Raw genomic sequence first — 21,854 nt, 5'->3', positions numbered from 1 at the left:
AACGTTTCTTATTCCGTGTGCGCCGTTAGTCGTTCGGGTGACTCATGAACCTGCGGCCACTTTTCCCTGCCTCCGTTGCGTGCGGGGCGGCATCGGCTGCGGGGCGTTTTCCTGAAAGAAACCCTCTGATCCGATGAACCGATTGCCCCTTATCCTCCTGTCCCTGATCTCGACGAGCCGCGGCGAAATCGCAGTGGTCGATCCACGGGTCCTGTCGTTGCAGAATCCGGAAGCAATTGACGAACTGCCGCGCCTTTCATGGCGCATCCAATCGGAGGAGACGGATACGATGCAGTCGGCCTACCGCATTCTGGTGGCGTCGTCATCCGACCTGTTGGCGAAGGACCAGGGCGACCTGTGGGACACGGGCAAGGTGGCCTCGGCGGACACGCTGCACCTGAGCTATGCGGGCAAGGCGATGGCGTCAGGTGCGAGCGCGCACTGGAAGGTGATGGCGTGGGACGGCTCCGACAAGCCCTCGGCATGGAGCGAGCCGGCGCGATGGGGCACGGGTCTTTTGGCGCAGAGTGATTGGAAGGGGGAGTGGATCGGCCTCGATGACGTGGCTCCGGCGGACCTGCCGTGGCGCGAGACACCGCCGCCGGTCGAGGCGTTCGCGGAGGCGAGCTGGATCCGCGCTGGGAAGACGGATGCCGCGGGCAAGTCGTGGTTCCGCGGGAAGTTCCAGCTTCCGAAGGACCGCGTCGTCCGGCAAGCCACGGTCTTCTTCACCGCCGACGACGATTTCACGCTCGCGGTGAATGGCAGCGCGACGCTTTCCGGAAAGTCATGGCGAAGCGTCGGCGTGAAGCCGGTGGCTGCGGTCCTTCTTCCCGGCGAAAACATCCTGACCGCCGAGGTGAACAACGGGGAGTCCGCCACGGGGCTGATCGGCGCGATCGTCGTGGAGTTTGCGGACGGTGGCGTGCAGACCTTCACCACCGGCAGCAACTGGGAGGCATCGCGCGATGGCAAGCGCTTCGCCGCGGCGGATGATCTCGGGAAGAATGGCGTCGCGCCATGGGGGCCGCTGAAGCCGGAAGTACACGTGAAGTCGTATCTCCCGGCCACGCAGTTGCGGAAGGACTTCACGGTCTCGCGCAAGCCGCAGCGGGCGATGCTCTACACCACGGCGCTCGGCCACGTGGAACCGCGGCTGAATGGCATGCCGGTGGACGACTCGGTCTTCGCCCCCGGATGGACGGACTACCGGAAGCGCCTCTACTACCGCGCCTACGACGTGACCGACCGCATCAATGAAGGGGCGAACACGCTCGGCGCGCTTCTCGGCGACGGATGGTTCCGCGGGAACATCAGCATACTCGGGCAAAACCGCCATGGCTCGAAGACCCGGCTGAAGGCGCAGCTCCAGCTCACCTACGATGACGGTAGTACCGAGCTGGTGACGAGCGACGGCTCATGGAAGGCGAGCACCGGGCCCATCCTGGAGGCGGACATGTTCGCCGGGGAGACCTACGATGCACGGCTGGAGCAGGAGGGCTGGGATGCCCCGGGCTTCAGTGATGCCGCGTGGAAGCCGGTCGTGACTGGTGCAGAATACGAGCCCGCAGTGCTGGAGGCCTACCCGATGCCGCCGGTGCGCCGGACCGGCGAGCTGGAAGCGGTGAAGATCACCAGCCCGCACGCAGGAACGCAGATCATCGACTTCGGCCAGAACTTCTCCGGCTGGGTCCGCCTGAAGACGAAGGCTCCGGCCGGCACCACCATCCGCCTGCGCTTTGGCGAGATGCTCCAGCCGAATGGCAAGCTCTACACCGAGAACCTGCGCTCGGCCCGCGCGATCGACCACTACATCTGCAAGGGCGACGGCGAGGAAATCTGGGAGCCGCGCTTCACTTTTCACGGCTTCCGCTATGCGGAAATCAGCGGCCTGCCGCAGCCCGCGGATCGCTCCACGCTCACCGGCATCGTCCTTCACTCGGATCTGGAGACCACGGGCTCCTTCTCGTGCTCGGACCCGCTGATCAATGCGATCTACAAGAACACGATGTGGGGCCAGCGGTCGAACTACCTGGAGGTGCCGACCGATTGTCCGCAGCGCGACGAGCGCATGGGCTGGAGCGGGGATACGCAGGTCTTTGCCCAGACGGCGTCCTACAACATGAACGTGGACTCCTTCCTGACGAAGTGGATGCAGGACATGGTGGACGCGCAGAATCCATCCGGCGGCTTCCCCGGAATGGCACCGGTGTATCACGACATGTGGAGCCCGGGCTGGGCCGATGCCGGCGTGATCGTGCCATGGACGCTCTACCGAATGTATGGCGACACCCGTTCCGCGGAGGAGCACTTCGAGGCGATCCGCAAGCACCTCGCGCTCTACCGCGCGAAGGCCCCGCAGGATCTCGGCCCGAACGAAGGCTTCGGCGACTGGCTGGCCGTGGGCGGCGACACGCCGAAGGACCTGCTGGGCACCGCCTACCATGCCCATAGTAACAAGCTCGCGTCCGAGCTGGCGGCCGCGCTTGGAAAGACCGACGAGGCGGCTGCTTACGCCAAGCGCTTCGAGGAAATCCGCAAGGCCTTCCAGAACGCCTATGTGAAGCCGGACGGCAAGATCGGCAACGACACCCAGACCGGCTACCTGGCGGCGATCCGCTTCGACCTGCTCACCACGGAGCAGCGGGGCAAGGCGGCCCGCCAGCTCGCCGCGGCGATCGATGCGAAGGGCGGACACCTTGCCACCGGATTCCTCGGCGTGAACCTGCTGCTGCCGGTGCTCAGCGAGATCGGCCGCGACGACCTGGCCTATGCGCTCATCCGCAAGAAGACCTACCCCTCATGGGGCTACTCCATCGAGCAGGGGGCGACCACCATCTGGGAGCGCTGGAACAGCTACACGCTGGAGAACGGCTTCGGCGACGTCTCGATGAATTCCTTCAACCACTACGCCTACGGTGCCTGCGTCGAGTGGCTATACCAGACCGTGCTCGGCATCACGCCGCTGGAGCCGGGCTTTGGGAAGGTCTCGGTGGCTCCCGTCCCGGGCGGTGGCCTGGATCATGCGAAGGGTCACTACGATTCCATCCGGGGTCGCATCGAATCCTCCTGGAAGGTGGCAGGTGGCATGATTCAGATGGAAGTGACGATCCCGCCGAACACGACCGCCGAGATCAGCGTGCCAACCACGAGCGCGGACAAGGTCGCCCAGACGGGTGCAAAGTTCCTTCGTCAGGAAAAAGGCCGCGCGATCTTCGCGGCAGGATCAGGCAGCTACACCTTCAAGGCCCCGCTGAGGTAGGCCTCCAGAGGGGCAAAAGAAATCCGCCGGATACACGAGGGTATCCGGCGGAGGGTCGAAAGAGGATGTCAGGCAACTTTCAGAAGCCGATCATCGAGACCAGCTCGGCGTCGTCGTATTTGCCGAGGTGATCGGATGCTTCGAGGAAGACCTCGTTTTCAAAATCGTCCTGAAGTCCGGCCAGCGAGGTGTCCGGAGCGGTCACTTGGACGATGGAGTTTTCGTGGGCCGAGCCGGTCCCGGGCTGGGACTGGAGGGTAACCACGACTGCCACGAGCGCGGCAGCCCCGGCGAGGGAAGTGCCGATCGCGGCGGGAATCCAGATCCGGCTCCACCATGGCTTTTCCTGGCCTTTGAGGCGTGCGGCGCGGACGACATTGTCGGCGAAATTCGGGCTCGGCCGGGCGCTGCGGCTTTCCCGCAGGAGGTCCCAGACGGGATCCTTTTCGAGATCTTTCGCGAAGTCGCTGGAGGAGTGTGAGTCGCGCTTCATGGTGACAGGAGGTAGTTTCCGGTGAATGGAACCGGCATGCGAGGGAAAAGTTGCTGACTGATTTTCAGACGCCCCGCTTGTCCCCCCAGAGCCGGACGTGGAGTCGGTCGCAGAAGCGCCAGCCGTGCTCCATGCACGGGCCGGTGAGGGCGAGTCCATGGCGGTCGAGCTCGGCGGCGCTGCGGCCTTCCGGCATCACCAACACCTTGCCCGCCGGAATGTCGTGCTCCGCGGTAAATTCCAAGATCTCCGCCACGTCTTCCGGGCCCCGGGCGACGAACTTGAACCACGCCTTCGGCTCGGCGGCAAAGAGCGCCAACACTGCCGGGGCGACCCGGGTCCGGGCTTCCATTCCGGAATTTGCCAGCTTCGGCGAGACGTTGAACTGGTTCACGGCGGCCCGGAATTCCGGCGTCGGCATTCTGGTGCCGTTCGTTTCCACCTCGAAAACGTAGCCCGGATCGATGGCCCGGAGGCCTGAAATAACCTCCAGCCACGCCTCCTGCTGGAGAAGCGGTTCGCCGCCGGTGAGGATGACGCGGCGGCAGGGAAAGGCGGAAAGGCGGGCGACGATCTCCGCGACCGGGACCTCGATGGTCACGTCAGCCTTGCGGTGCTTCCGGTAGGCGGGGTCGGCGTCCTTGTCGTGTTTCCACGGAGTGCCCTCGAAGTTCCAGGTATGGTCCGTGTCGCACCACCGGCAGTGGAGATTACACAGCGCGGCCCGGATGAAGACGGCGGGCAAGCCTGCGGAGACACCCTCACCCTGCAGGGTGAAGAAGATCTCGGGGCCGTCGTTCAGGCGGGAAAGCAGCATGGAAGCAATCGAGGAAGTGGGACGGAAAGCGGGGAGGCTAGAGACCACCCGCGGCCGGGTTTCGACCTTGGGCTCCCGATTTTCAATCCCCAACTCCTGCGAATGCGCCCTTACTCGAAGAACTTCTTCAGCGCCTTTTGCTCGTCGGGATCCAAGGCGTCCTTCCACACACGGTCACCACCGTCGCCGGTCGCACCGGTATCACCGCCGGAGCGGGGACCCACCGCGGACTTGTCCACGTCGTGCTCGCCGTCTTGTAGCTGGAGCAGGTCGCCGGGCAGGGAGCGGGAGAGATCCTTCGATTCGAGGCCGGTCATGTCGCCGGTGTCGAGTTTCTGGCCTTCGGCACCCAGCATGCCGGGAGCATGGCCGGGGCCGCGGTCCACGCCGCCCTTGCCTGCGCCTTCGCCGGGTTTGTCGCCGGGCTGCTTTCCTTCCTTGTCGCCGCCTTGGCCATCTTCGCCGTCGAGGAGATCATCGAGCCACTCGTCGCCCTGGCCACCGCCGGAGCCGCCGCCTTGGCAATCCTTGCAGGCTTGGCCGGCCTTCTTCATGGCATCGCGGAGCTGCTGGAGTTGTTCCGGCGGGATCTGGCCGAGATTCTTCGGGTCGAGCTGCTTGAGCTGTTCAAGTAGCTTCTCATTCGGCTTCAGCGCACCGTTCTGGAGGCCCTGCAAGGCTTGGTCGAATTGGTTGAGCAGGCGCTCCTTTTCCGCCGCGGGCATGCCCCCGGCATTCTTCTCAAGGTTGCCGAGGGCCTTGTCGGCACGGGCCAACTCGCGCTCCAGCTTGTCCACCTGGGTGGAATGCTCCTTCTTCAGGCTGTCCGTGGCCTCCAGCGAGGAATGGCTGAACCACTCTTCTTCCTCCTGCTTGCGAAGCTCCTCGAGCTTCTTCTTCATCTCCTCGATGTAGGTCTCGTCGATCATTTCCTCCTGATCGAGGCGCTCCAGATCGGACTCGAGCTTGGCCCAAGCTAGTGGCTCGTCCTTGCCGACCTCGGCATTGGCGCGGGCGGAAAGCGGGATGAAAAGTCCGGCGGTGAGAAATGCGAGCGCGGCGACCGGCGGAACGAGAACGCGCTGCCAATGCCAATCCACGCCGGCGTCCACCTTTGGCGGCAGTTCCGGCCACGGGGCCACGCCCGCCTTGGCCGCGGACAGGGCATTCCGCAAGCGCATGGATGCCTCGATGCGGACCAGCGATTGCTCCGGTTTTTCGAAATGGCGGCGAGCCACCAGCCAGGCGATGCCACCCAGCAGCAGCACGGTGCCGAGCGCGGAAACGCCGAGCACCCACGCGGGCGAGTCCGGCATTTCCCGGCGGACCAGCAGCAGCACGCAGGCACCTACCAGACCCACGGTCACCAGCGGGGTGGAGAGCGTCTGGATCCACCAGGCGAGGTTGATCTTGCGGGCCACGTCCTTGGCGTGGCGGGTCCAGGCATCGCGGAGCTTTTCCGAGGGAGTTTGCATGATCCGTTGCCAGATTAACGCCACGGAGCCGGATCGCGATGTGAAAAATAGATGATTTTCCATCCGCCTCATCGCAACTTGCGAACCGGGCCACCCGCGGGTTTGATAGATCACGATGACCCAACTGCCCGCCAAGCCGGACTCCGACAGCTTCCCGAAGAAGATCGTGGAGGCCATCACCGGTGCGATCGCCCGCATTCCCTCCACGGAAATGACGGAAAGTCCGATGCCAGCGGAGGCGGCGCGGAATGTCGCGCGCCAGGCTTCCCTGAAGGCAGCGGCGGCGGCGGGCACCTTGGGTCTCCCGGCCGGTCCTCTCGGCTGGCTGACCATCCTGCCGGAAATGATGAAGGTCTGGCAGATCCAGACCCAGATGGTGGCAGACCTCGCGGGCGTCTATGGCCAGACTGCCAGCCTCTCCCGCGAGCAAATGACCTACTGCCTCTTCCGTCACGGGGCGGCGATGGCCGTGCGCGATCTGGTGGTGCGGATGGGGGAGCGCTATCTGGTGAAGCAGGTCTCGCTTCAGGCGCTCCAGGTGATCGCCAAGAAGATCGGCGTGAAAATCACTCAGCAGGCGCTCGGCAAGGCCCTGTCCCGCTGGGTGCCTGTGGTGGGTGCCGTCGGCGTGGCGGGCTATGCCTACTATGACACCGCGCAGGTCGCGAAGACCGCCATCGAGCTTTTCGAGCGGGGAATCGAGCCGCCTGAAAACGAAACGAGGCGGCTCGGCACCGGGACCGAACCGCCTCTGTTGTAAATCTGCGCTGTGAAGTTCAGGGCACCGTGGCGTCTTCCGCCGGGCGGCGCAGGACCACCTTCTGAAGGAAGCCGGAGCGACCACCGTCACTGCTCGTGAAGAAGTCGGCCTCGCTTCGCAGCACGATGAGCTGGACCTGCTCTTTCGGATTCACGGCGAGCAGGTTGTTTTCCTGCATCTTCCACTTGCCGTTGTTGTCATAGGCAAGCTCGTAGATCACCTGGCCGTCCGCCTGAGGTGGGACGATGAAGGAGTCGCGGGTCTTCATTTCCTTCGACGCCTTGCCATTGCAGCGCATCGCGATCTTCACCGGGCTGTAGTTCAGGATGCGGAGCTGGCCGAGCGGGAGCTTGGTCGGATCATCGTCGATGACGAAGGTCTGGTAGGTCCCTTCGCTGGCCGGTGCGATGAGCACGGTCGCGCGGCGTGAACCGGCAGGCAGCTTGGCGAGTGCGACCAAGGTCGGCTCCTTCTCGCGGCGGGCCTTCAGCTCCGGCGGGATGGCGGCGGGATTCTTGGATTCACCGGTAGCCTTGGCTGCTTCACTGGGATCCTGGTGGATTTCCATCACTTCCGCACCCGAGTAGCTGATGGGCTTCGAGTAGCGGAAGGCGAGGGCGGTAACCGGTTCGCCCTTGCCCGCGGACTTCAGGGTCAAGCCCGGGATGTCCTCGCCCCAGGAGACCAGGTCCACCTTGAGGGAGACTTGGGCAGTGGCGCTGGAAGCGAACGCAACGGCGGTGAGGACGAGCGTGAGAAGCTTAGATTTCATTTGGTGAGAGCCAACGGAAGGAGACGATTTCGTAGCGGCGGCCGAACCTCTGGTTCACCTCGGAGGTGAGGCTCGCCGTGCGGACAGTCGGAGCATCGATTGGATCGAGATATTCCGGCAAGCGCTGAACGATCGCTTCGCACCAGGCCTTCGCAACCGGATTTCCGGTCGTGGGGTCGAGCGACTCGCCGTAGGCGCGGATGCGGAAGGTATCCGAGCGTGCGGTGAGCGATGGCCCGAGGACCTGCAGGAGGTCGGCCTGGGTGATCCATCCGGGGATGCCGGTGGAGCGGAAGCCCTGCTCGCTCTTGTAGCGCTGGTCGCTCAGCATCTGGCGGTCGGCGATGATGCTGGCCATCGAGCCGGGATTCAGGTCGAAGGAAGTCGGAGGCCATGTCCCGTCGGCAGTGCCGGAGCTGGATCCACCGGTATTCGGAAGCGTGGTGGCCCGGTCCCCGACGATATCGGCGCGCGGCGAGCTGCCTTCGGACTGCAGGTTCACCCGATCTTCGACGATGTCGAGGTCGGTGAAGATGGACTTGGTGCCGTCCGGGCTGATGTTCGCTCCCGCGATGTCTAGGGCGCTCTGGAGCGCTCCGCTGCGGCTGAGGTCGCGGTTCGTCATGAAGGGCACCAGGGCGCGATTCACGAAGTGGGACATGGAGACGAAGGGACCGCGCATCCGCACCTGGCGGGTGATTTCCGTGGCGATCTCGTCGATCTGGGCGTCCGTCAGGCGGCGGAAGCCGGAGAAGGAGTCATTTCCGCTGCCGGTCGGCGGCTGCTCCGAGGAACTGATCTGCTCCAGGCTGCGGGGGTAGAGGGCGTCGCCCGAGCCGCCGTCGTCGGCGGGGTGGGAGAGGTGCTTACTACCGGCAAGCAGGGCCTTCCAGGCTTCCTTTTCCACCGAATTCACGTTGTGGGCACCGTTGACCAACAGGCGGGCAGCGGCTTGCTGGCCGTCTTGCAGATCGTTTGTCGTGTCGCTTGGATTCCAGACAACCAGTCGGTCATTGAGTGGCGTGGGCGAGCCCGAGCGGGGGATCGTGGAGAAGTAGTAGGTGTCCCACAGTGCAGTATTCAGGAGATACGACATGTCGTAGTAGTTCGTGGAAGCTCCCGATGCATTGTTGAAGTCCGTGATGGTGAAGTCCGTACGGTTCTGGACGGCGTAGCGGCGCATCACGAACGGCGTGGCATAGGAATTCCCGACCGCATTGCCGGGCTGGTGGGCCACGGAGACGTAGATGTCATCGGCGGTCAGGTCCGCGTGCTGAAACTGGGCCAGCGAGACGAACTGCTCCGGCGGGCTGAAGAGGATCGTCTGTCGGGAGTCAAACGGGGAGCGGCCCCAAGGCATCGGCGAGACACTCAGGTTGCGCGTGAAGTCACTGCCGGTGTCTTTGCCTGGAGGGGTGAAGGGCAGCGTGGCCGTGCTATTGGCAATCTGCATGAAGTACGGCGGCGGATTATACGAGATGATCGGCTTGCGGAAGCGGGTCGCCTGCAAGTTGAAGTCGGCGAAGGTCCGGACGGTGGAACTGCGCAGGCCGAGCTGGTCCTTCGTTGGAAGCACCGAGGCATAGTCCGCACCCGGCTGGCTGAGCTGGAAGCTGTAGAACTGGAGCGGTACGGCCTCGGTGTAGCGCTTGGCCGTCTCCGCCGTGAACTCGCGGTAGGTCTGCTGATACATCGAGTTGTCCAGTTCAAAGCGCTCGATCTTGCGCAGCAGTGTCGAGGTGGAACCGCCGGAACGGAGTTCGACGTTGATCTGGGTCGTCGTGGCATCTTCGTTCACATCCAACCGCAACGGAGTGCCGGTCATCGTGTTGATACCGCCGTGATCCAGGAAGACACTGTTCCCGAAATTCGACGGGCTGCTGGACGAGAAGTTGGCAAGCGGGATCGTGACGGTGCCAACCACACCGGCCGGACGCACGAGCGAGTTGTTCATGGTGAACGCGCGGGCTTCGCCGGGAGGCAAGGTGGTTGCCGGAATGGTGAAGATGGCGCCGTTCAGCACCGCGGGGCTGGAAGGGTTGCGCGGAAGGTAGGATGGGGAATTCGCAGCACCGCGCAGGAAGGTCGGGCCGCGGGCCGGAGTCGGCACGTGGTTCTTCACTTCGAGCTGCAGCGGGGTGGTCCACTTCAGCGGATAGGGGTAGGGATTGGCCAAGGCGACCGCGATTTTGACGCAGGGCTGGATCGTGTAGTTGTCCCCGCCCTTTGCCACCAGCCTGGCACCGAAGAGCATGCGGAAGTCGGTGATGATGGGGGCGATCGCAGCTTGGAGGTCCGAATTGGCCGGCCTCAGGTTCCCGGATTCCAAGCGGTCCGAGAGCTCGGTGAAGTCCTTCAGCGCGGACCACTTCGGGCCGCGGATACGGGGTGCCACCGAAGACGGGATGATGTTCATGTTCGCGACCGGCGAATTGAGCACGCCGGGCATCGCGGTGGTCGGCAGGGTACCGGCCAGGTAATTTGAGAGATCGAGCTTCAGGCCGCCCTGCGCCACGTCGGCGAGGACCCCGTAGCTATCGGCGGTGGCAGCGTGAAAATTGCGCTGAAGGGGAGTGTCGGAGGTGCCAGCCAGAGCGCTGTCAAGCAAAGCTACCTCGTTGCTGGTGACCACGCGGGTGAGCAGTTGCTCGTTGCCGGAGCCCGGGGTGGGGTAGTTGCCGAAGCCATCCACCGTCTCCCAGCCGCGGCGTGGGGCGGCGAGCTTGGCGTAGCTGATCTGGGCGTTGTCGCCGCCGGTCGGCGTGGCGAGGTTGAGCTTTGCCTTCACGCCTTCGTCACCGATCCACCAGGCATGGCGCCCGGAAGGAGCCTTGCCATTGCCGGAATCCTCGATCTCGACAAGCGGCGCGCTCACGTAGTCGTCGGTCTGGCTGCTGCCGACGGTGTTCTTGCCGGCAAGCACGACTGCGGACTTCGTGTCCACCTCTCCGCCGCCATCGACCGCCGCGATCGAGTCGGCCGGCGTCAGGCGGTTGCTGTCGGACTTGTTCTCGTTGCCGCTGACCAGCCACCCGAGAATGTTGGGTGTAGGGGTGCGGGTGAAGGATTGGACGAAAGTTCCCGTTTGATTGTTCCAGACTCCGGTCCAGTGGCGCGTGCCAGGCTGCACGGCGGACAGGCCCTTCTGGGTGCTGTTAACCGTGTTGTTATTCAGGGGGGCGACCCCGGCGGCGACAGGGTCACCGGTGGCGGTCCCGGCGATGTCCGCAGTGGCGGTCACGCGCTGGTCCGGGCCGGTCATCGCCTGGAGTTCGCCGATGGCGAACATGAGTGCCATGCGGGCATTTGCGCGGGCGGATGCCATGGCGTCGCCGCGGGATGAGGAGCGCAGCGAGATCGAGGACAGGCTCAGCAGGCCCACCGCGAGCACGGTCAGTAGCACCATCAGCGAAAGCGAGATCACCAGCGCGAAGCCGCGCGGGCCACGGGGTCGTGATGCTTTGGAGGGCAGGGTGAGATTCTGAATCATGGTCGTAGGGGTTTGGTCACCGGAACCTTGCTCAAGAGGTCCGGACAAAGAATTCGCCTCGGTGGATCGATTGTCTTTGTGATGACCCAGTATATTCATGTTGAGCGTGTTAAACGAGTTTGCCCCGAGATGTTTCGGGTGGCGAAAGGGAAAAAAGATCTAGGGCGGACGGCCCTAGAGAAAGCTGGATTCGTGCCGCTTGGTAGTCGTGTATTTACGAAAAGGGCGAGAATCGCTTCTTTCTGGGGTGATTTGGCCGAAATTTGGGACGAAACGGGTACAAGTTGATCAAAAACGTAGTTTCACCCCAATTGCCGTGCTGCGACTGTAAGCTAGCTAGGAGTGAGCAAAAATATCCATCGGAAAGCGATCCGTGGAATAAAGTTGCTCATGCCGGGGCGGGATGGGGATGAGAAGAGTTCATCGGTGGCGGGCGTTCCGCCTTTCCGAGTGTCCGGTCGGGAGCTTTGCTCCTCGGGTGTGCCGGAACTTCCTTCTGTCGTTTGCTGCCATCCTTGCCGGATCTGCCTCCTTCGCCAAAGAATCGCCCATGACGATTGATCAGGCGGAGGGCTTCGCAAAACTGGCTCTGGCGGGCATCGACCGTGAGTTCCCCAATAAGACCGGCCACGTGACGACCGGGACGGACGACCTGAAGACGCCACGCGAAATGCACCCGGTCTTCTACGGGCATTTCGATTGGCATTCTTCGGTTCACGGTCACTGGATGTTGGTGCGGTTACTTAAGCAATTCCCGTACGCGCCATTCGCAGACGAGGTTGGGAATACCTTACAACGTCGGTTTTCTGTAGTGGGATTAGCGCTGGAGGCAGAATATTTCAGAAAGAGTGAAAACAAGAGCTTCGAGCGCATGTATGGCTGGGCTTGGGCGCTCCGCCTCGCCGTGGAACTACGTAGCTGGGATGATCCACGTGGTCGGGAGTGGGCGAAGAACCTGGAACCTCTTGAAAAAGAGATCGTTGGCTTGGCAAAGGGCTACCTGCCAAAGCTCGATTGGCCGGTGCGTTGCGGCTTCCATCCCGAGTCTTCCTTCCCGCTCGGACAGATGCTCGACTACGCGCGTGCAGTAGGGGATTCGGAGTTAGAAAAATTGCTGATCGAGAAGAGCAAGCAGTTCTACATGGGAGATCGCGACTACCCGGTGACCTACGAGCCTTCCGGGAATGACTTCTTCTCGCCGGGTCTGAATGTGGCGGACCTCATGCGCCGTGTCCTGCCGCCCGCGGAATTCGCCACATGGCTTGAGAAGTATCTTCCCGGCCTCGCCGAGGGGAAGGCAGGCAACCTCCTCACCCCGGTTAAGGTCAGCGATCCAACCGACGGCCATCTCATCCACCTCGCCGGGCTCAATCTGAATCGCGCGTGGACCATGCAGGGCATCGCCTCCGTGCTGCCCGAGGGCGATCCGCGGAAGAAGGTCCTGCTCGATGCCGCGGATAAGCACACCAAGGACGGCCTTGAGCTGGTCGCCAGCGGCCACTACGAGGGCGATCACTGGCTCGCGTCCTTCGCCGTGTATCTGCTGAGCGAGACCGGTCGCTGAGCCGAGGGGGTGGGGATTTCCGATAGCCGATGGTGGCGGGGTTGACCCTTCCGGCGCTAGACCGCGCGGGTGGGTAGCGCCATAGAATGCCGCCATGCCAAACCCTTGGACCGGAAAAGGAAATCCCTACTCGCGCACGGAAGTGCTGGAGCGCCTGCACGACACGCTTTCGAAAGGCCTTCCCATCATCGCCGCCGGCGCGGGCACGGGCATCAGTGCGAAATTCATCGAGAAGGGCGGAGCCGATCTCATCATCATCTACAATAGCGGCCGCTTCCGCATGGCCGGCCACGGCTCCACCGCCGGCCTCATGGCCTACGGCGATGCGAATGCCGTGGCGATGGAGATCGGCGAGTACGAGGTGCTCCCCATCGTCGAGGAGACCCCCGTCATCTGCGGTGTCCACGCCACCGATCCGCGACGCCGGATGTGGCACTGGCTCGGCAAGGTGAAAGACATGGGCTTCTCCGGGGTGAACAATTTCCCGACCCACTGCATCATCGACGGCAAGTTCCGCCAGATCCTGGAAGAGACCGGGATGAGCGTGAAGAAGGAGTTCGAAATGGTGGCGCTCGCCCGCCGCATGGATCTCTTCAGCATCGTGTATGTCGATGCGCCGGAGGAGGCGAAGGCGATGGCGGAAGCCGGGGCGGACGTGATCATCGCCCACGTGGGCACCACCGTCGGCGGGTCCGTCGGCGTGGTGGATGCCACCATGAGCCTGGAGGAAGCGGCCAAGCGCACCCAGGGAATCATCGATGCCGGGCGCTCGGTGCGCGACGATATCCTCTACCTCAGCCACGGCGGACCGATCAATACGCCGGAGGACGCCGCCTACATCAACGAGCACACGGATGCCGTCGGCTTCGTCGGTGCGTCGTCGCTGGAGCGCATGGCAGTCGAACAATCGCTCACGGACTTGACCCGCGAGTTCAAGGCGATTCCTGTGAAGCGCAAACACTAGAAGTCCCCACTTCAATGGCCACCATCGCAGTCCTCGGCGCTCTCGATACCAAAGGAGAGGAGCACGCCTTCGTCGCAAATCTCATCCGTCGGCGCGGGCATGATGTCCTCCTCATCGACACGGGTAGCGGCGGGCCTCCGGTGGTGAAGCCGGACATCACCCGCGAGGAGGTGGCTGCCGCCGGGAAGATCGACCTGGCGGCGCTCTCCGCCCGGCAGGACCGCGGCGAGTGCGTCGTCGCGATGTCGAAGGCGGCGCCGAAGATGGTGGAGAAGCTTTTCCGCGACGGCCGCATCGAGGGGATCATCTCGCTCGGCGGCGGCGGTGGCACTGCCATCGGCACCGCGGCCATGCGGGCGCTGCCGCTCGGCTTTCCGAAGGTGATGGTGTCCACCCTCGCCAGCGGAAATATGGCACCGTATCTCGGGACGAAGGACATCGTGATGTTCCCGAGCATCGCCGACGTGGCGGGGCTGAACCGAGTGTCGCGCGTGATTTTCTCCCGCGCTGCCGGGGCCATCTGCGGGATGGTGGACGCCGAGATCGCGACGTCCGATGCGAAGCCGCTGATCGTGGCGAGCATGTTTGGGAATACGACCGCCTGCGTCACCGAGGCGAAGCGCATCTTGGAGGACGAGGGCTATGAGGTCCTCGTCTTCGCCGCCACCGGGGCGGGCGGGCAGGCGATGGAGGCACTCATCGGCAGCGGCATGGTGGCCGGCGTGCTGGACATCACGACCACGGAGTGGGCGGATGAATTGGTCGGCGGCGTGCTCACGGCGGGTCCCGAGCGGCTGGACGCCGCGGGCGAGGCGAACGTGCCCTGCGTGATCACCCCGGGCTGCCTCGACATGGTGAATTTCGGCGTGAAGGAGAGCGTGCCGAAGCGCTTCACCGGGCGGACCTTTTACATCCACAATCCGCAGGTCACGCTGATGCGCACCACGCCGGAGGAGTGCGCGGAGCTGGGTGCGATCATCGCGGAGAAGGTGAATGTCTTCGCCGCCCCGAGCGCGGTGATGATCCCGAAAAAGGCGATCAGCGTGATCAGCGCCCCGGGCCAGCCCTTCCATGATCCGGCTGCGGACCGTGCGCTCTTCGCCGCGCTGAAGCGCGATGCCCGGGTGCCGGTGCTGGAGTACGACATGGAGATCAATGACCCGCAGTTCGCTCGCGCCTGTGCGGAGAAGCTGCTGGAGCTGATGCGCGCGGTGGACATGGAGTAGGATTTTTCGCCGATGGTTTTTCCATCGCGGCGGCGTAGAAGGGGAGATCCACCCCTTCCATGAAACCCTTCATCCTTCTTCTCGCCCTGACTTCCGCCGCGATGGCGGAGCGGATTTCCCTGTTCGACGGCAAGACCCTCGACGGCTGGGAAGTGCGGCCCGGCGAGGAGAAATGGTGGAAGGTGCAGGACGGCCTCATCACCGGTGGCTCGCTCGACGAGCAGGTGCCGCACAATACCTTCCTCGCGAGCAAGAAGCGCTACGCGAACTTCGACCTGCGGCTGAAGGTGCGGCTGGTGAAAGGCGAGGGATTCATGAATTCCGGCATCCAGATCCGTAGCATCCGCGTGCCGGGGGATTCCGAAATGAGCGGCTATCAGGTGGATGCCGGTCCGGGATGGTGGGGTAAATTGTACGACGAGTCCCGTAGGAACAAGGTGATCGGCGAGCCCGTCGATCCGGCTGCGCTGAAGGCGCACGATTGGGCCTGGAACGACTATCGCATCCTCTGTGAGGGCCCGCGCATCCGGACGTGGATCAATGGCGTGGCGGCGCTCGATTACACCGAGGCGGACGGCAAGATCCCGCTGGAGGGTCTGATCGGCGTGCAGGCCCACAGCGGGGGCAAGGTGCTGGCGCAATTCAAGGACATCACCATCGAGGAACTCCCCGCCACTCCGGGGGCTCCGGTCTGGGAAAAAGCGGAGGTGCCTGTGCCTGCGAGGTGAGCAGCCAGCCGGGGCGACGGTGCCACGGACGCTTCCTTTAGCTTGGTAGCATAGCTGGAGAAGCGGATTTCGTCGCTATCCGCTCCAGTCCGGCTCTAGGTCTTGGCGGCGGGGAGTATGCCGCTGTCCTTCGTTCCCCTGGGCCCGGCCCCAATGCGTGATGCGTAGTTTTTCGACCCGATACTGCCGGTCATCGAAGTTCCAGAAATACACCGTCACCTTGCCCGTCTCCTCGGATTACTTGCCGACTTCGAGCCGTGGTGCGAGCGAGCAGGAGGCTGGAGAAGGCCTTGGATGCGTTCTAACAGATTCAAGTTTCAAGAATTGGTAACATTGAGGCCACGACGCCCCCAGCCAACCACGGCCACCGGAAGGGACTCGTGGGTTACGAGATAAGGCGTTGCCAATTTTTTGCCGATCAGACAATCTGCCGATAATCCTAAGGCATTTCGATGGCTCTCCCTCGGCTAGATTACGCGACAAGTATTGGCGACCAGCTAAGTGAGTTGGCCGAAGTGATTAAGACTCGATCACGCGCTGGTTTGACCGATGGCAACAAGATTCTTGAGCCAATCATGCGAAAGACTTTCAATGAGCTGTTCGGTTGGAACCTGATTAATCTCAATGGAAACCAAACGAATTACCCAGCAGCAGACCTCGGCGACCGTGAACGCCGAATTGCCATCCAAGTCACCAACGAAGAGAGGTCGGAGAAAATATCCCGCACTGCCAAAAAAGCGGAAGAACACAATCTCCATGATGAATTCGACAGGTTGATTGTATTCTTCCTGCTGGCGAAGAAGCCGGGGTTGCCGAAAGACCTTACGTCGACTTGTGGTCCGATCATTGAAACATGGGACAACTCCGACGTTGTAAAAATGGCGTCGGAAATAGATGATCTCAATGCTATCCGCCGAGCTTCCGAAATTCTTCGTGCGGAAATGCAAAATTCTCGGTTTGAGCTAACACCGAGACCTGTTTCGCTCACTGGATCAGCGACGTCTACCAAGTTTGATCACGGGACGTATGGGCTTAGCGGTGAGACAGAGTGTCTGTTTTCTAGTTTTTTTCCGGTGCACTTTCCAGGAGCTATCCAGAGAGCGAAAATCACATTGAAGCGTGGTATCAGACTTTCAGACCGAATCGAAGCTGCTTGGGAAAGTATGGGGATGAAGGGGCCTACTCCGATGGACTACTTCATCGAGTTGGGAACCGTTTATACCTTTGAGAGTTGGGAGAAACCTCTTTGGCAGGCCCTAATTAGCAGCAAGGCAATCAAGCCGGAATCTTCATTTAGCGCGGGCGATTGGTCCTGTTCGTCGGCTTTGGCGAAGAGAAATCTTTTCAGTAAGCTTCTTCATCGAAACCTGGAGCACCTGTGCAAAAATATTGGGACCGAATTTGAACTTGTCCGATCACGGCAGCTCAAATGCTTTCTGTTTCAGGCGAAACAGGGTGTTGAATCTGGGAAACTCAAAGTGGAGGCGATAAAGAAGGCGGGAACGCGTGAGGTGTTCAAGACCATTCCCAACACGCTTCCCGGCCGTGAAGGGGATATCCAGCACTGGAAGCACCAAGGATTTCGGCATCAATTTGTAACGTTTGGAGGTAATTGGTTCCTCAATATTGAGCCATTCTGGGCCTTTACCTCTGATGGGATGGGCAGTCAAAGCCGCATGCATGGATCGTCCAGCAGAAACATGAAAAAGATTGAGCGGAATCGGACCGTCTTAGGGCATGTAATGTTTTGGGCTGCGATTCTCTGTAAAGTGCCAGATATGTTTGATCCACCGGCTTTGATCAGATTGGATCGTCCAGCCCCGATCAGGGTTAGCCCTTCTATTTCCGACGTGGCATGGAAAACAATCGCCCCAGATGACGAAAAGAGGATTCTGGTTGCAGATGGAGAACAGGAGTTATTTTTTGCATGAGCTGGGACGTTAGAGTTTTTGATGAGCCGATTCTTTCCTTCGGAGGTGAGAACCAGTCATACGATATTCGAGAAGGAATTCAGAATTTTGGACCTGTCGATGCAGGGAGTTCTCGTGCGAAGTTGTCAGTTCGAATCGGGATTGTCGGAACACCCAAAACCATTTCGGCATTCAAGCAGTGGATGAAGACGTGTGAGGAGGGTATCGCAGGCCACGATGTGCAGAACCCAAATCTTCACCCCGCCTTTCCTGGGCTCGATTCGGCTGTTGGCTTCCGCTGCTCCTTTGCGATTGATCCGACATGGGAATCGGTTGTGACGGAAGCCGAAATTATATCGGCTGCCACCAAGTCTGGATCTGTCCTTGCGTTAGCTGGTCTATTTCATAAGCATATTAATGCGCTATACGAGGTCTCATCTGCGAAGCCGGATGTTGTGATCTGTCTGCCGAACGATGTAGTTCGAAAGATCGTGAAACCTCGCTATGACGATGAAGTAAACGAGGATCTTGCATCTGATGATTCCGACAAGGGGGTTGACTTTCACGACTATTTGAAGGGCCTGTGCCTTCAGGGTCGGACCGTGTTTCAATTGATCTGGCCACGAACTTATAGTGAGGGGGCTAAGGGTGTTCAGGACCCCGCGACCAGAGCTTGGAACTTGTTCGGAGCCCTGTTCTACAAGGCGGGCGGGATTCCTTGGAAGCTAACGAAAACCCCTGGAGGACACAGGACGTGTTACGTTGGCATTTCATTCTCTATTAGACCTGAGGGAGGGACTTTCCACTCGTGCCTGACTCAAGTTTTCAATGATCGAGGTGAAGGTACAATCCTTCGAGGAGGCCTGGCGCTGAAATCTGAGGAGGACCATGAATATCACCTTTCGGCGGAATCGTCAGAACAATTGTTGTCCCATGCTCTGTGCAGCTACGCATCGGCAAACAGCGAGACATTTCCTGATCGTGTCGTCATTCACAAATCTTCGGGCTACGACGAGGGGGAGCTTAGGGGATTCAATGCCGCTGCTGAGAAGCATGCTGTTCGTTTTCGTGACTTTCTGGCGCTTCGCGATTCTCGACTCAGGCTGTTCCGAGAAGGCGCTTATCCGCCGCTTCGGGGGACGCATCTGATAATGGATGACCAAAACTCGATCCTCTATACGCGGGGAAGCGTCCCGTTCTACCGAAAGTATCCTGGTCCCTACGTGCCCCGAAGCTTGCACATTCGCTACTTTCAGTCCGATAGTGCTCAATCGGATCTCGCTGAGGAGATTCTTGCGCTGACTAAGCTCAACTGGAATAAAACACAGTTCGACTCGTTCTATCCAATTACACTTGGAGGTTCGAAGCGTATTGGTGAAATTTATCAATGGTGTCTCGATGCTCCTGCTGAACCAATTAGTTACTCGTTTTTCATGTGAGGAAGATGCGGGTTTTGAGTTTTTGTATAAGTGAATATATGGTGTAAATTTGTCGAGCGCTTAATCTTCTGTTGTGTGTATTAGTGATTGGTTGTCTTTGTGTCGTTGAGCTATCTTGTTCGCCGCCGGTGAGGCGTATTTTGGCCGTCAAGGCCCCTCAAAAAAAGGCGCGGGCTGTGCGCCCGCGCCATATTCTCGGCGACGAAGGGATCGGTCAGACGAGACCTTTGCGCAGTGCCTTTGACACGGCTTCGGTCTGGGTGCGGACGTGCAGCTTCCGGTAAACGGCGCGCAGGTGCATGTCCACGGTGTGCTGGGAGATGTCGAGTTGCTCGGCGATTTCCTTCTTGATGAAGCCCTTCACGAGCAGTCGCAGCACTTCTTCCTCGCGGCTGGTCAGCGGCTCGGTTTCTTCCACCGGGCCGTGCTTGGCGAAGCCTTCGAGGATCATGCTGGCGATGGGGCTGCTCAGGGCGGCGGAGCCGCGCATCACGTCGCGGATGCCGTTGAGGATGTCATCGGGATCGGCGGTCTTCAGCAGGTAGCCCGCCGCGCCGTTACAGATGGCACGGTAGACACGCTCGCGATCGTCGAAGGAGGTGAGGATGACGATGCGTTGCTCGGGGAACTTTGCCTTCACCTCGCGCAGGACCTGGAGGCCGTCCTTGCCGGGCAGGCCGAGGTCGAGCATGAGCAGGTCGGGGGGCTGAGCGCAGAAGTTGAATTCCGCCATCAGGTCGTCGGGGTGGTTGAATGCCTTCTCGCACTCGAGGTCGTCCTCGCTTGCGATGAGGCGGCTGATCTGCTTTGCGAAGTTTGCGTGGTCCTCGCAGATCCAGATCCGGATCGGGGTGGTGCTGGTGCTATTCATGGGACATTTTTTTGGTCGCCATCAGGTTGGCGCGTTTCACGGAAAGTCGGAGGGTCGTGCCCTTGCCGGGCTCGGACTCGACCTGGAGGGTTCCTTCGAGCACGCGGGCGCGGTCGTGGATCTTCTTCACGGCAGCCATCTGGTCATTCTGGCCGCGGGGCAGGCCGACGCCATTGTCGACGACCTCCATCACCAGACGGTCGCGCACGTCGTAGAGGCGGACGATGACGGTGGTGGCCTTGGAGTGCTTCACGATGTTGTGGAGCGCTTCCTTGTAGAAGAGGAAGAGGTGGCGCTTGGCATCGAGCGTCAGCTTGGCCGTGGTCTTGGAAGAACGGCAGACCAGCGAGTATTCCACATCGCGCAGCAGTCGCGCGGCGCAGTCGCGCATGCGCTGGACGAGGTCGCCGATGGTGTCCTGCCGTCTTTCCAGCAGCCACACGATGTCGCGCATGGCGAGCGAACTCTCGCGGGCGATGGTCTCCACCTCGCCGAGGTCGTTGGTCAGGTCGTCGGGCCCGAGGCGCTTTTCCAGATCGCGCTTCGCCGAGCGGGCGATGATGGAGATGCTGCCGAGATTGCTGCCGATGTCGTCGTGCAGGTCGGATGCGATGCGCTTGCGCAGCTTGTCGAGCTGGGTGCGCGATACCAGGCGGCGGCGCTCCACGATGGCGACGGGGATGAGGAAGGTGAGGCCGAGGGCGATCGCGCCGCCCCAGGTGGTGTTGAGTTCGCTTTCCGCCGCCATGGTGATGCGGCGGGCATTGAGGTCGCCCAGCTTGCTCTCGACATTGCGGCGCTCCACGAGCTGGGTCAGCCACGAATAGATCGGCAGGATCTGGTGGCTGCCCACGCCATCGGTCAGCTCGCTGATGGGGTGATCGAGGCCGCTGTTGCGGACGGAGATCGTGAGGCCGTTCGAGCGGTTCTCATTGCCCTCCCATGCCTCGATCTCGCCGAGCGCCTGGAGATAGCGGGTGCCGAGTTGCCATGCCTTGTCGGAGACGATCCTCAGGTAGCGGCCGGCAGCCGGCTGGGTGGGCAGCACGAGCGGAGTGGTCAGGTCGGTCGGCAGGTCGTCTTTCCCGGTCGTGGCGACTTCCCTCGCATCGCTGAAGTCGGCGTTGTCGGCCACTTCCACCCTCATGCGAGGTGGCACCACACCGGGTCCGGAGAGTTCCGGCAGGGAGTAGGGGAAAAGGACGAGCCGGTCGATGGTGGCGGATTTTCCGAAGTCCAGCACCCACTCGGCACGCGGATCTTCGGCGGTGACCTCAAGGCAGTCGCCGCGGGAGGTCGTCCAGGTGGAGGCACCGCCCTCCCAGAGGCCGAGAGGCGTGCGGCCATCCACGAGATACTTCGGCGACCAGATCCCCGGGACATCCACCGATTGGCTGGAGGTCACCGTCGCACCGAATGAAACGGGATGGCGCTCGAAATTGAAGACGAAGATCTCCGACAGGGCGGCGGCATTCCGGAGTCCACGATGGTGCCCCTCGTCGAGCGTGAGGCGGATGTGGCGGGCCGGTTGGCCATCGCCGGTGAGCCGGAGCGGATATCCTCCCGGCGACACCTCGAGATTCGTCCCGCTGCTGTGGATCACCCGGGCATCGGAGAAATCCGCCTGGCAGGCGGCTTCCACCGTGAAGCGCCGGGGGAAGAGGTCGTTCATGTCGCCCGTCTGCCGCTGCGCCGGGATCAGGAAAATCTCACCGAGCGGGACATCGCGTCCCAGATCAAGCGCCACCCATGGCTTGCCCGGGGTCTCGTCGAGGCTGCCACACCGCCAGCCCAGCTCTTCCTTGAGCGGTTTTTCCTCAAAGATGGCGAGGTACCCGAGGCTGGATTGCAGCCATTGGACGCGGGCTTCGACATCGACGAGGCTGCGATTGAACAACCGGGCCACGCGCCCGATCGGGTTCATCGTCTGCGCGGGTGTGGCGGCAGCGATGGAATCGGGGAGCAGGGCTGTGAGGAGGCTCAATGCAACACAGAGGCCGGGTAGCCTCATGAGTTGGAATTTCATGATTTAGGGGTGACAGCGGCCAAGTCTTTAACATTATTTAAAAATCTCGGCAAACTT

The 21,854-nt window shown here is 61.7% G+C and carries 15 protein-coding genes; 8 read left to right on the top strand and 7 right to left on the bottom strand.

The genetic code is table 11. From position 1 onward, the window contains the following. Nucleotides 1–133 precede the first annotated feature (133 nt). Entirely contained in the window at nucleotides 134–3,262 is a 3,129-nt protein-coding gene (locus OKA04_RS16905) for a glycoside hydrolase family 78 protein (protein ID WP_264502375.1), read from the top strand. Nucleotides 3,263–3,341: 79 nt separating this feature from the next. Here OKA04_RS16905 and OKA04_RS16900 read toward each other — a convergent pair whose 3' ends face one another. From OKA04_RS16900 to OKA04_RS16890, 3 genes are all read right to left on the bottom strand, one after another. Continuing rightward, nucleotides 3,342–3,755, bottom strand: coding sequence for a hypothetical protein (locus tag OKA04_RS16900; protein WP_264502374.1), 414 nt, complete (start codon nucleotides 3,753–3,755; stop codon nucleotides 3,342–3,344). A 64-nt stretch (nucleotides 3,756–3,819) separates the two neighbouring features. Then, a complete protein-coding gene (locus OKA04_RS16895) occupies nucleotides 3,820–4,572 on the bottom strand; it encodes a 7-carboxy-7-deazaguanine synthase QueE (RefSeq protein ID WP_264502373.1) in 753 nt (250 codons plus the stop codon). A gap of 110 nt (nucleotides 4,573–4,682) precedes the next feature. Continuing rightward, on the bottom strand, nucleotides 4,683–6,047 hold the full coding sequence (locus OKA04_RS16890; RefSeq protein ID WP_264502372.1) for a hypothetical protein: 1,365 nt from the start codon (nucleotides 6,045–6,047) through the stop codon (nucleotides 4,683–4,685). Nucleotides 6,048–6,162: 115 nt separating this feature from the next. Between OKA04_RS16890 and OKA04_RS16885 the strand changes: the two genes are divergently transcribed. Then, entirely contained in the window at nucleotides 6,163–6,807 is a 645-nt protein-coding gene (locus tag OKA04_RS16885) for a hypothetical protein (RefSeq protein WP_264502371.1), read from the top strand. A 16-nt stretch (nucleotides 6,808–6,823) separates the two neighbouring features. Here OKA04_RS16885 and OKA04_RS16880 read toward each other — a convergent pair whose 3' ends face one another. Both OKA04_RS16880 and OKA04_RS16875 read right to left on the bottom strand, forming a co-directional pair. Next, nucleotides 6,824–7,579 (bottom strand): hypothetical protein, encoded by a 756-nt coding sequence (locus OKA04_RS16880; protein WP_264502370.1) that lies wholly within the window; start codon nucleotides 7,577–7,579, stop codon nucleotides 6,824–6,826. Further along, nucleotides 7,569–11,069 carry a hypothetical protein gene (locus OKA04_RS16875; RefSeq protein WP_264502369.1) on the bottom strand — a complete coding sequence of 1,167 codons (3,501 nt, stop codon included), beginning with the start codon at nucleotides 11,067–11,069 and terminating at the stop codon, nucleotides 7,569–7,571. Before OKA04_RS16875 ends, OKA04_RS16880 begins: the two co-directional genes overlap by 11 nt. 403 nt (nucleotides 11,070–11,472) lie before the next feature. On the opposite strand from OKA04_RS16875, the gene OKA04_RS16870 reads away from it, so the two are divergent. From OKA04_RS16870 to OKA04_RS16845, 6 genes are all read left to right on the top strand, one after another. Further along, nucleotides 11,473–12,633 (top strand): DUF2891 domain-containing protein, encoded by a 1,161-nt coding sequence (locus tag OKA04_RS16870; RefSeq protein WP_319800622.1) that lies wholly within the window; start codon nucleotides 11,473–11,475, stop codon nucleotides 12,631–12,633. Between the two features lie 94 nt (nucleotides 12,634–12,727). Continuing rightward, entirely contained in the window at nucleotides 12,728–13,597 is an 870-nt protein-coding gene (locus OKA04_RS16865; RefSeq protein ID WP_264502367.1) for a phosphoenolpyruvate hydrolase family protein, read from the top strand. A gap of 14 nt (nucleotides 13,598–13,611) precedes the next feature. After that, nucleotides 13,612–14,823, top strand: a complete 1,212-nt coding sequence (locus tag OKA04_RS16860; protein WP_264502366.1) for a Tm-1-like ATP-binding domain-containing protein — start codon at nucleotides 13,612–13,614, stop codon at nucleotides 14,821–14,823. Between the two features lie 59 nt (nucleotides 14,824–14,882). Beyond that, nucleotides 14,883–15,551 (top strand): 3-keto-disaccharide hydrolase, encoded by a 669-nt coding sequence (locus tag OKA04_RS16855; RefSeq protein ID WP_264502365.1) that lies wholly within the window; start codon nucleotides 14,883–14,885, stop codon nucleotides 15,549–15,551. A gap of 452 nt (nucleotides 15,552–16,003) precedes the next feature. Beyond that, on the top strand, nucleotides 16,004–17,482 hold the full coding sequence (locus OKA04_RS16850) for an SMEK domain-containing protein (protein WP_264502364.1): 1,479 nt from the start codon (nucleotides 16,004–16,006) through the stop codon (nucleotides 17,480–17,482). Then, nucleotides 17,479–18,900 carry an argonaute/piwi family protein gene (locus OKA04_RS16845; protein WP_264502363.1) on the top strand — a complete coding sequence of 474 codons (1,422 nt, stop codon included), beginning with the start codon at nucleotides 17,479–17,481 and terminating at the stop codon, nucleotides 18,898–18,900. The genes OKA04_RS16850 and OKA04_RS16845 overlap by 4 nt, the downstream gene beginning before the upstream one ends. 214 nt (nucleotides 18,901–19,114) lie before the next feature. Here the strand turns inward: OKA04_RS16845 and OKA04_RS16840 are convergent, their stop codons facing one another. Further along, nucleotides 19,115–19,771, bottom strand: coding sequence for a response regulator (locus tag OKA04_RS16840; RefSeq protein WP_264502362.1), 657 nt, complete (start codon nucleotides 19,769–19,771; stop codon nucleotides 19,115–19,117). Continuing rightward, on the bottom strand, nucleotides 19,764–21,797 hold the full coding sequence (locus tag OKA04_RS16835; protein ID WP_264502361.1) for a histidine kinase: 2,034 nt from the start codon (nucleotides 21,795–21,797) through the stop codon (nucleotides 19,764–19,766). Before OKA04_RS16835 ends, OKA04_RS16840 begins: the two co-directional genes overlap by 8 nt. Between the last annotated feature and the right edge of the window lie 57 nt (nucleotides 21,798–21,854).

This window comes from Luteolibacter flavescens (assembly GCF_025950085.1).
Lineage (GTDB): Bacteria > Verrucomicrobiota > Verrucomicrobiia > Verrucomicrobiales > Akkermansiaceae > Haloferula > Haloferula flavescens.
Note: the sequence above shows the minus strand (reverse complement) of the source record. Positions and strands in the feature narration are given on the sequence as shown.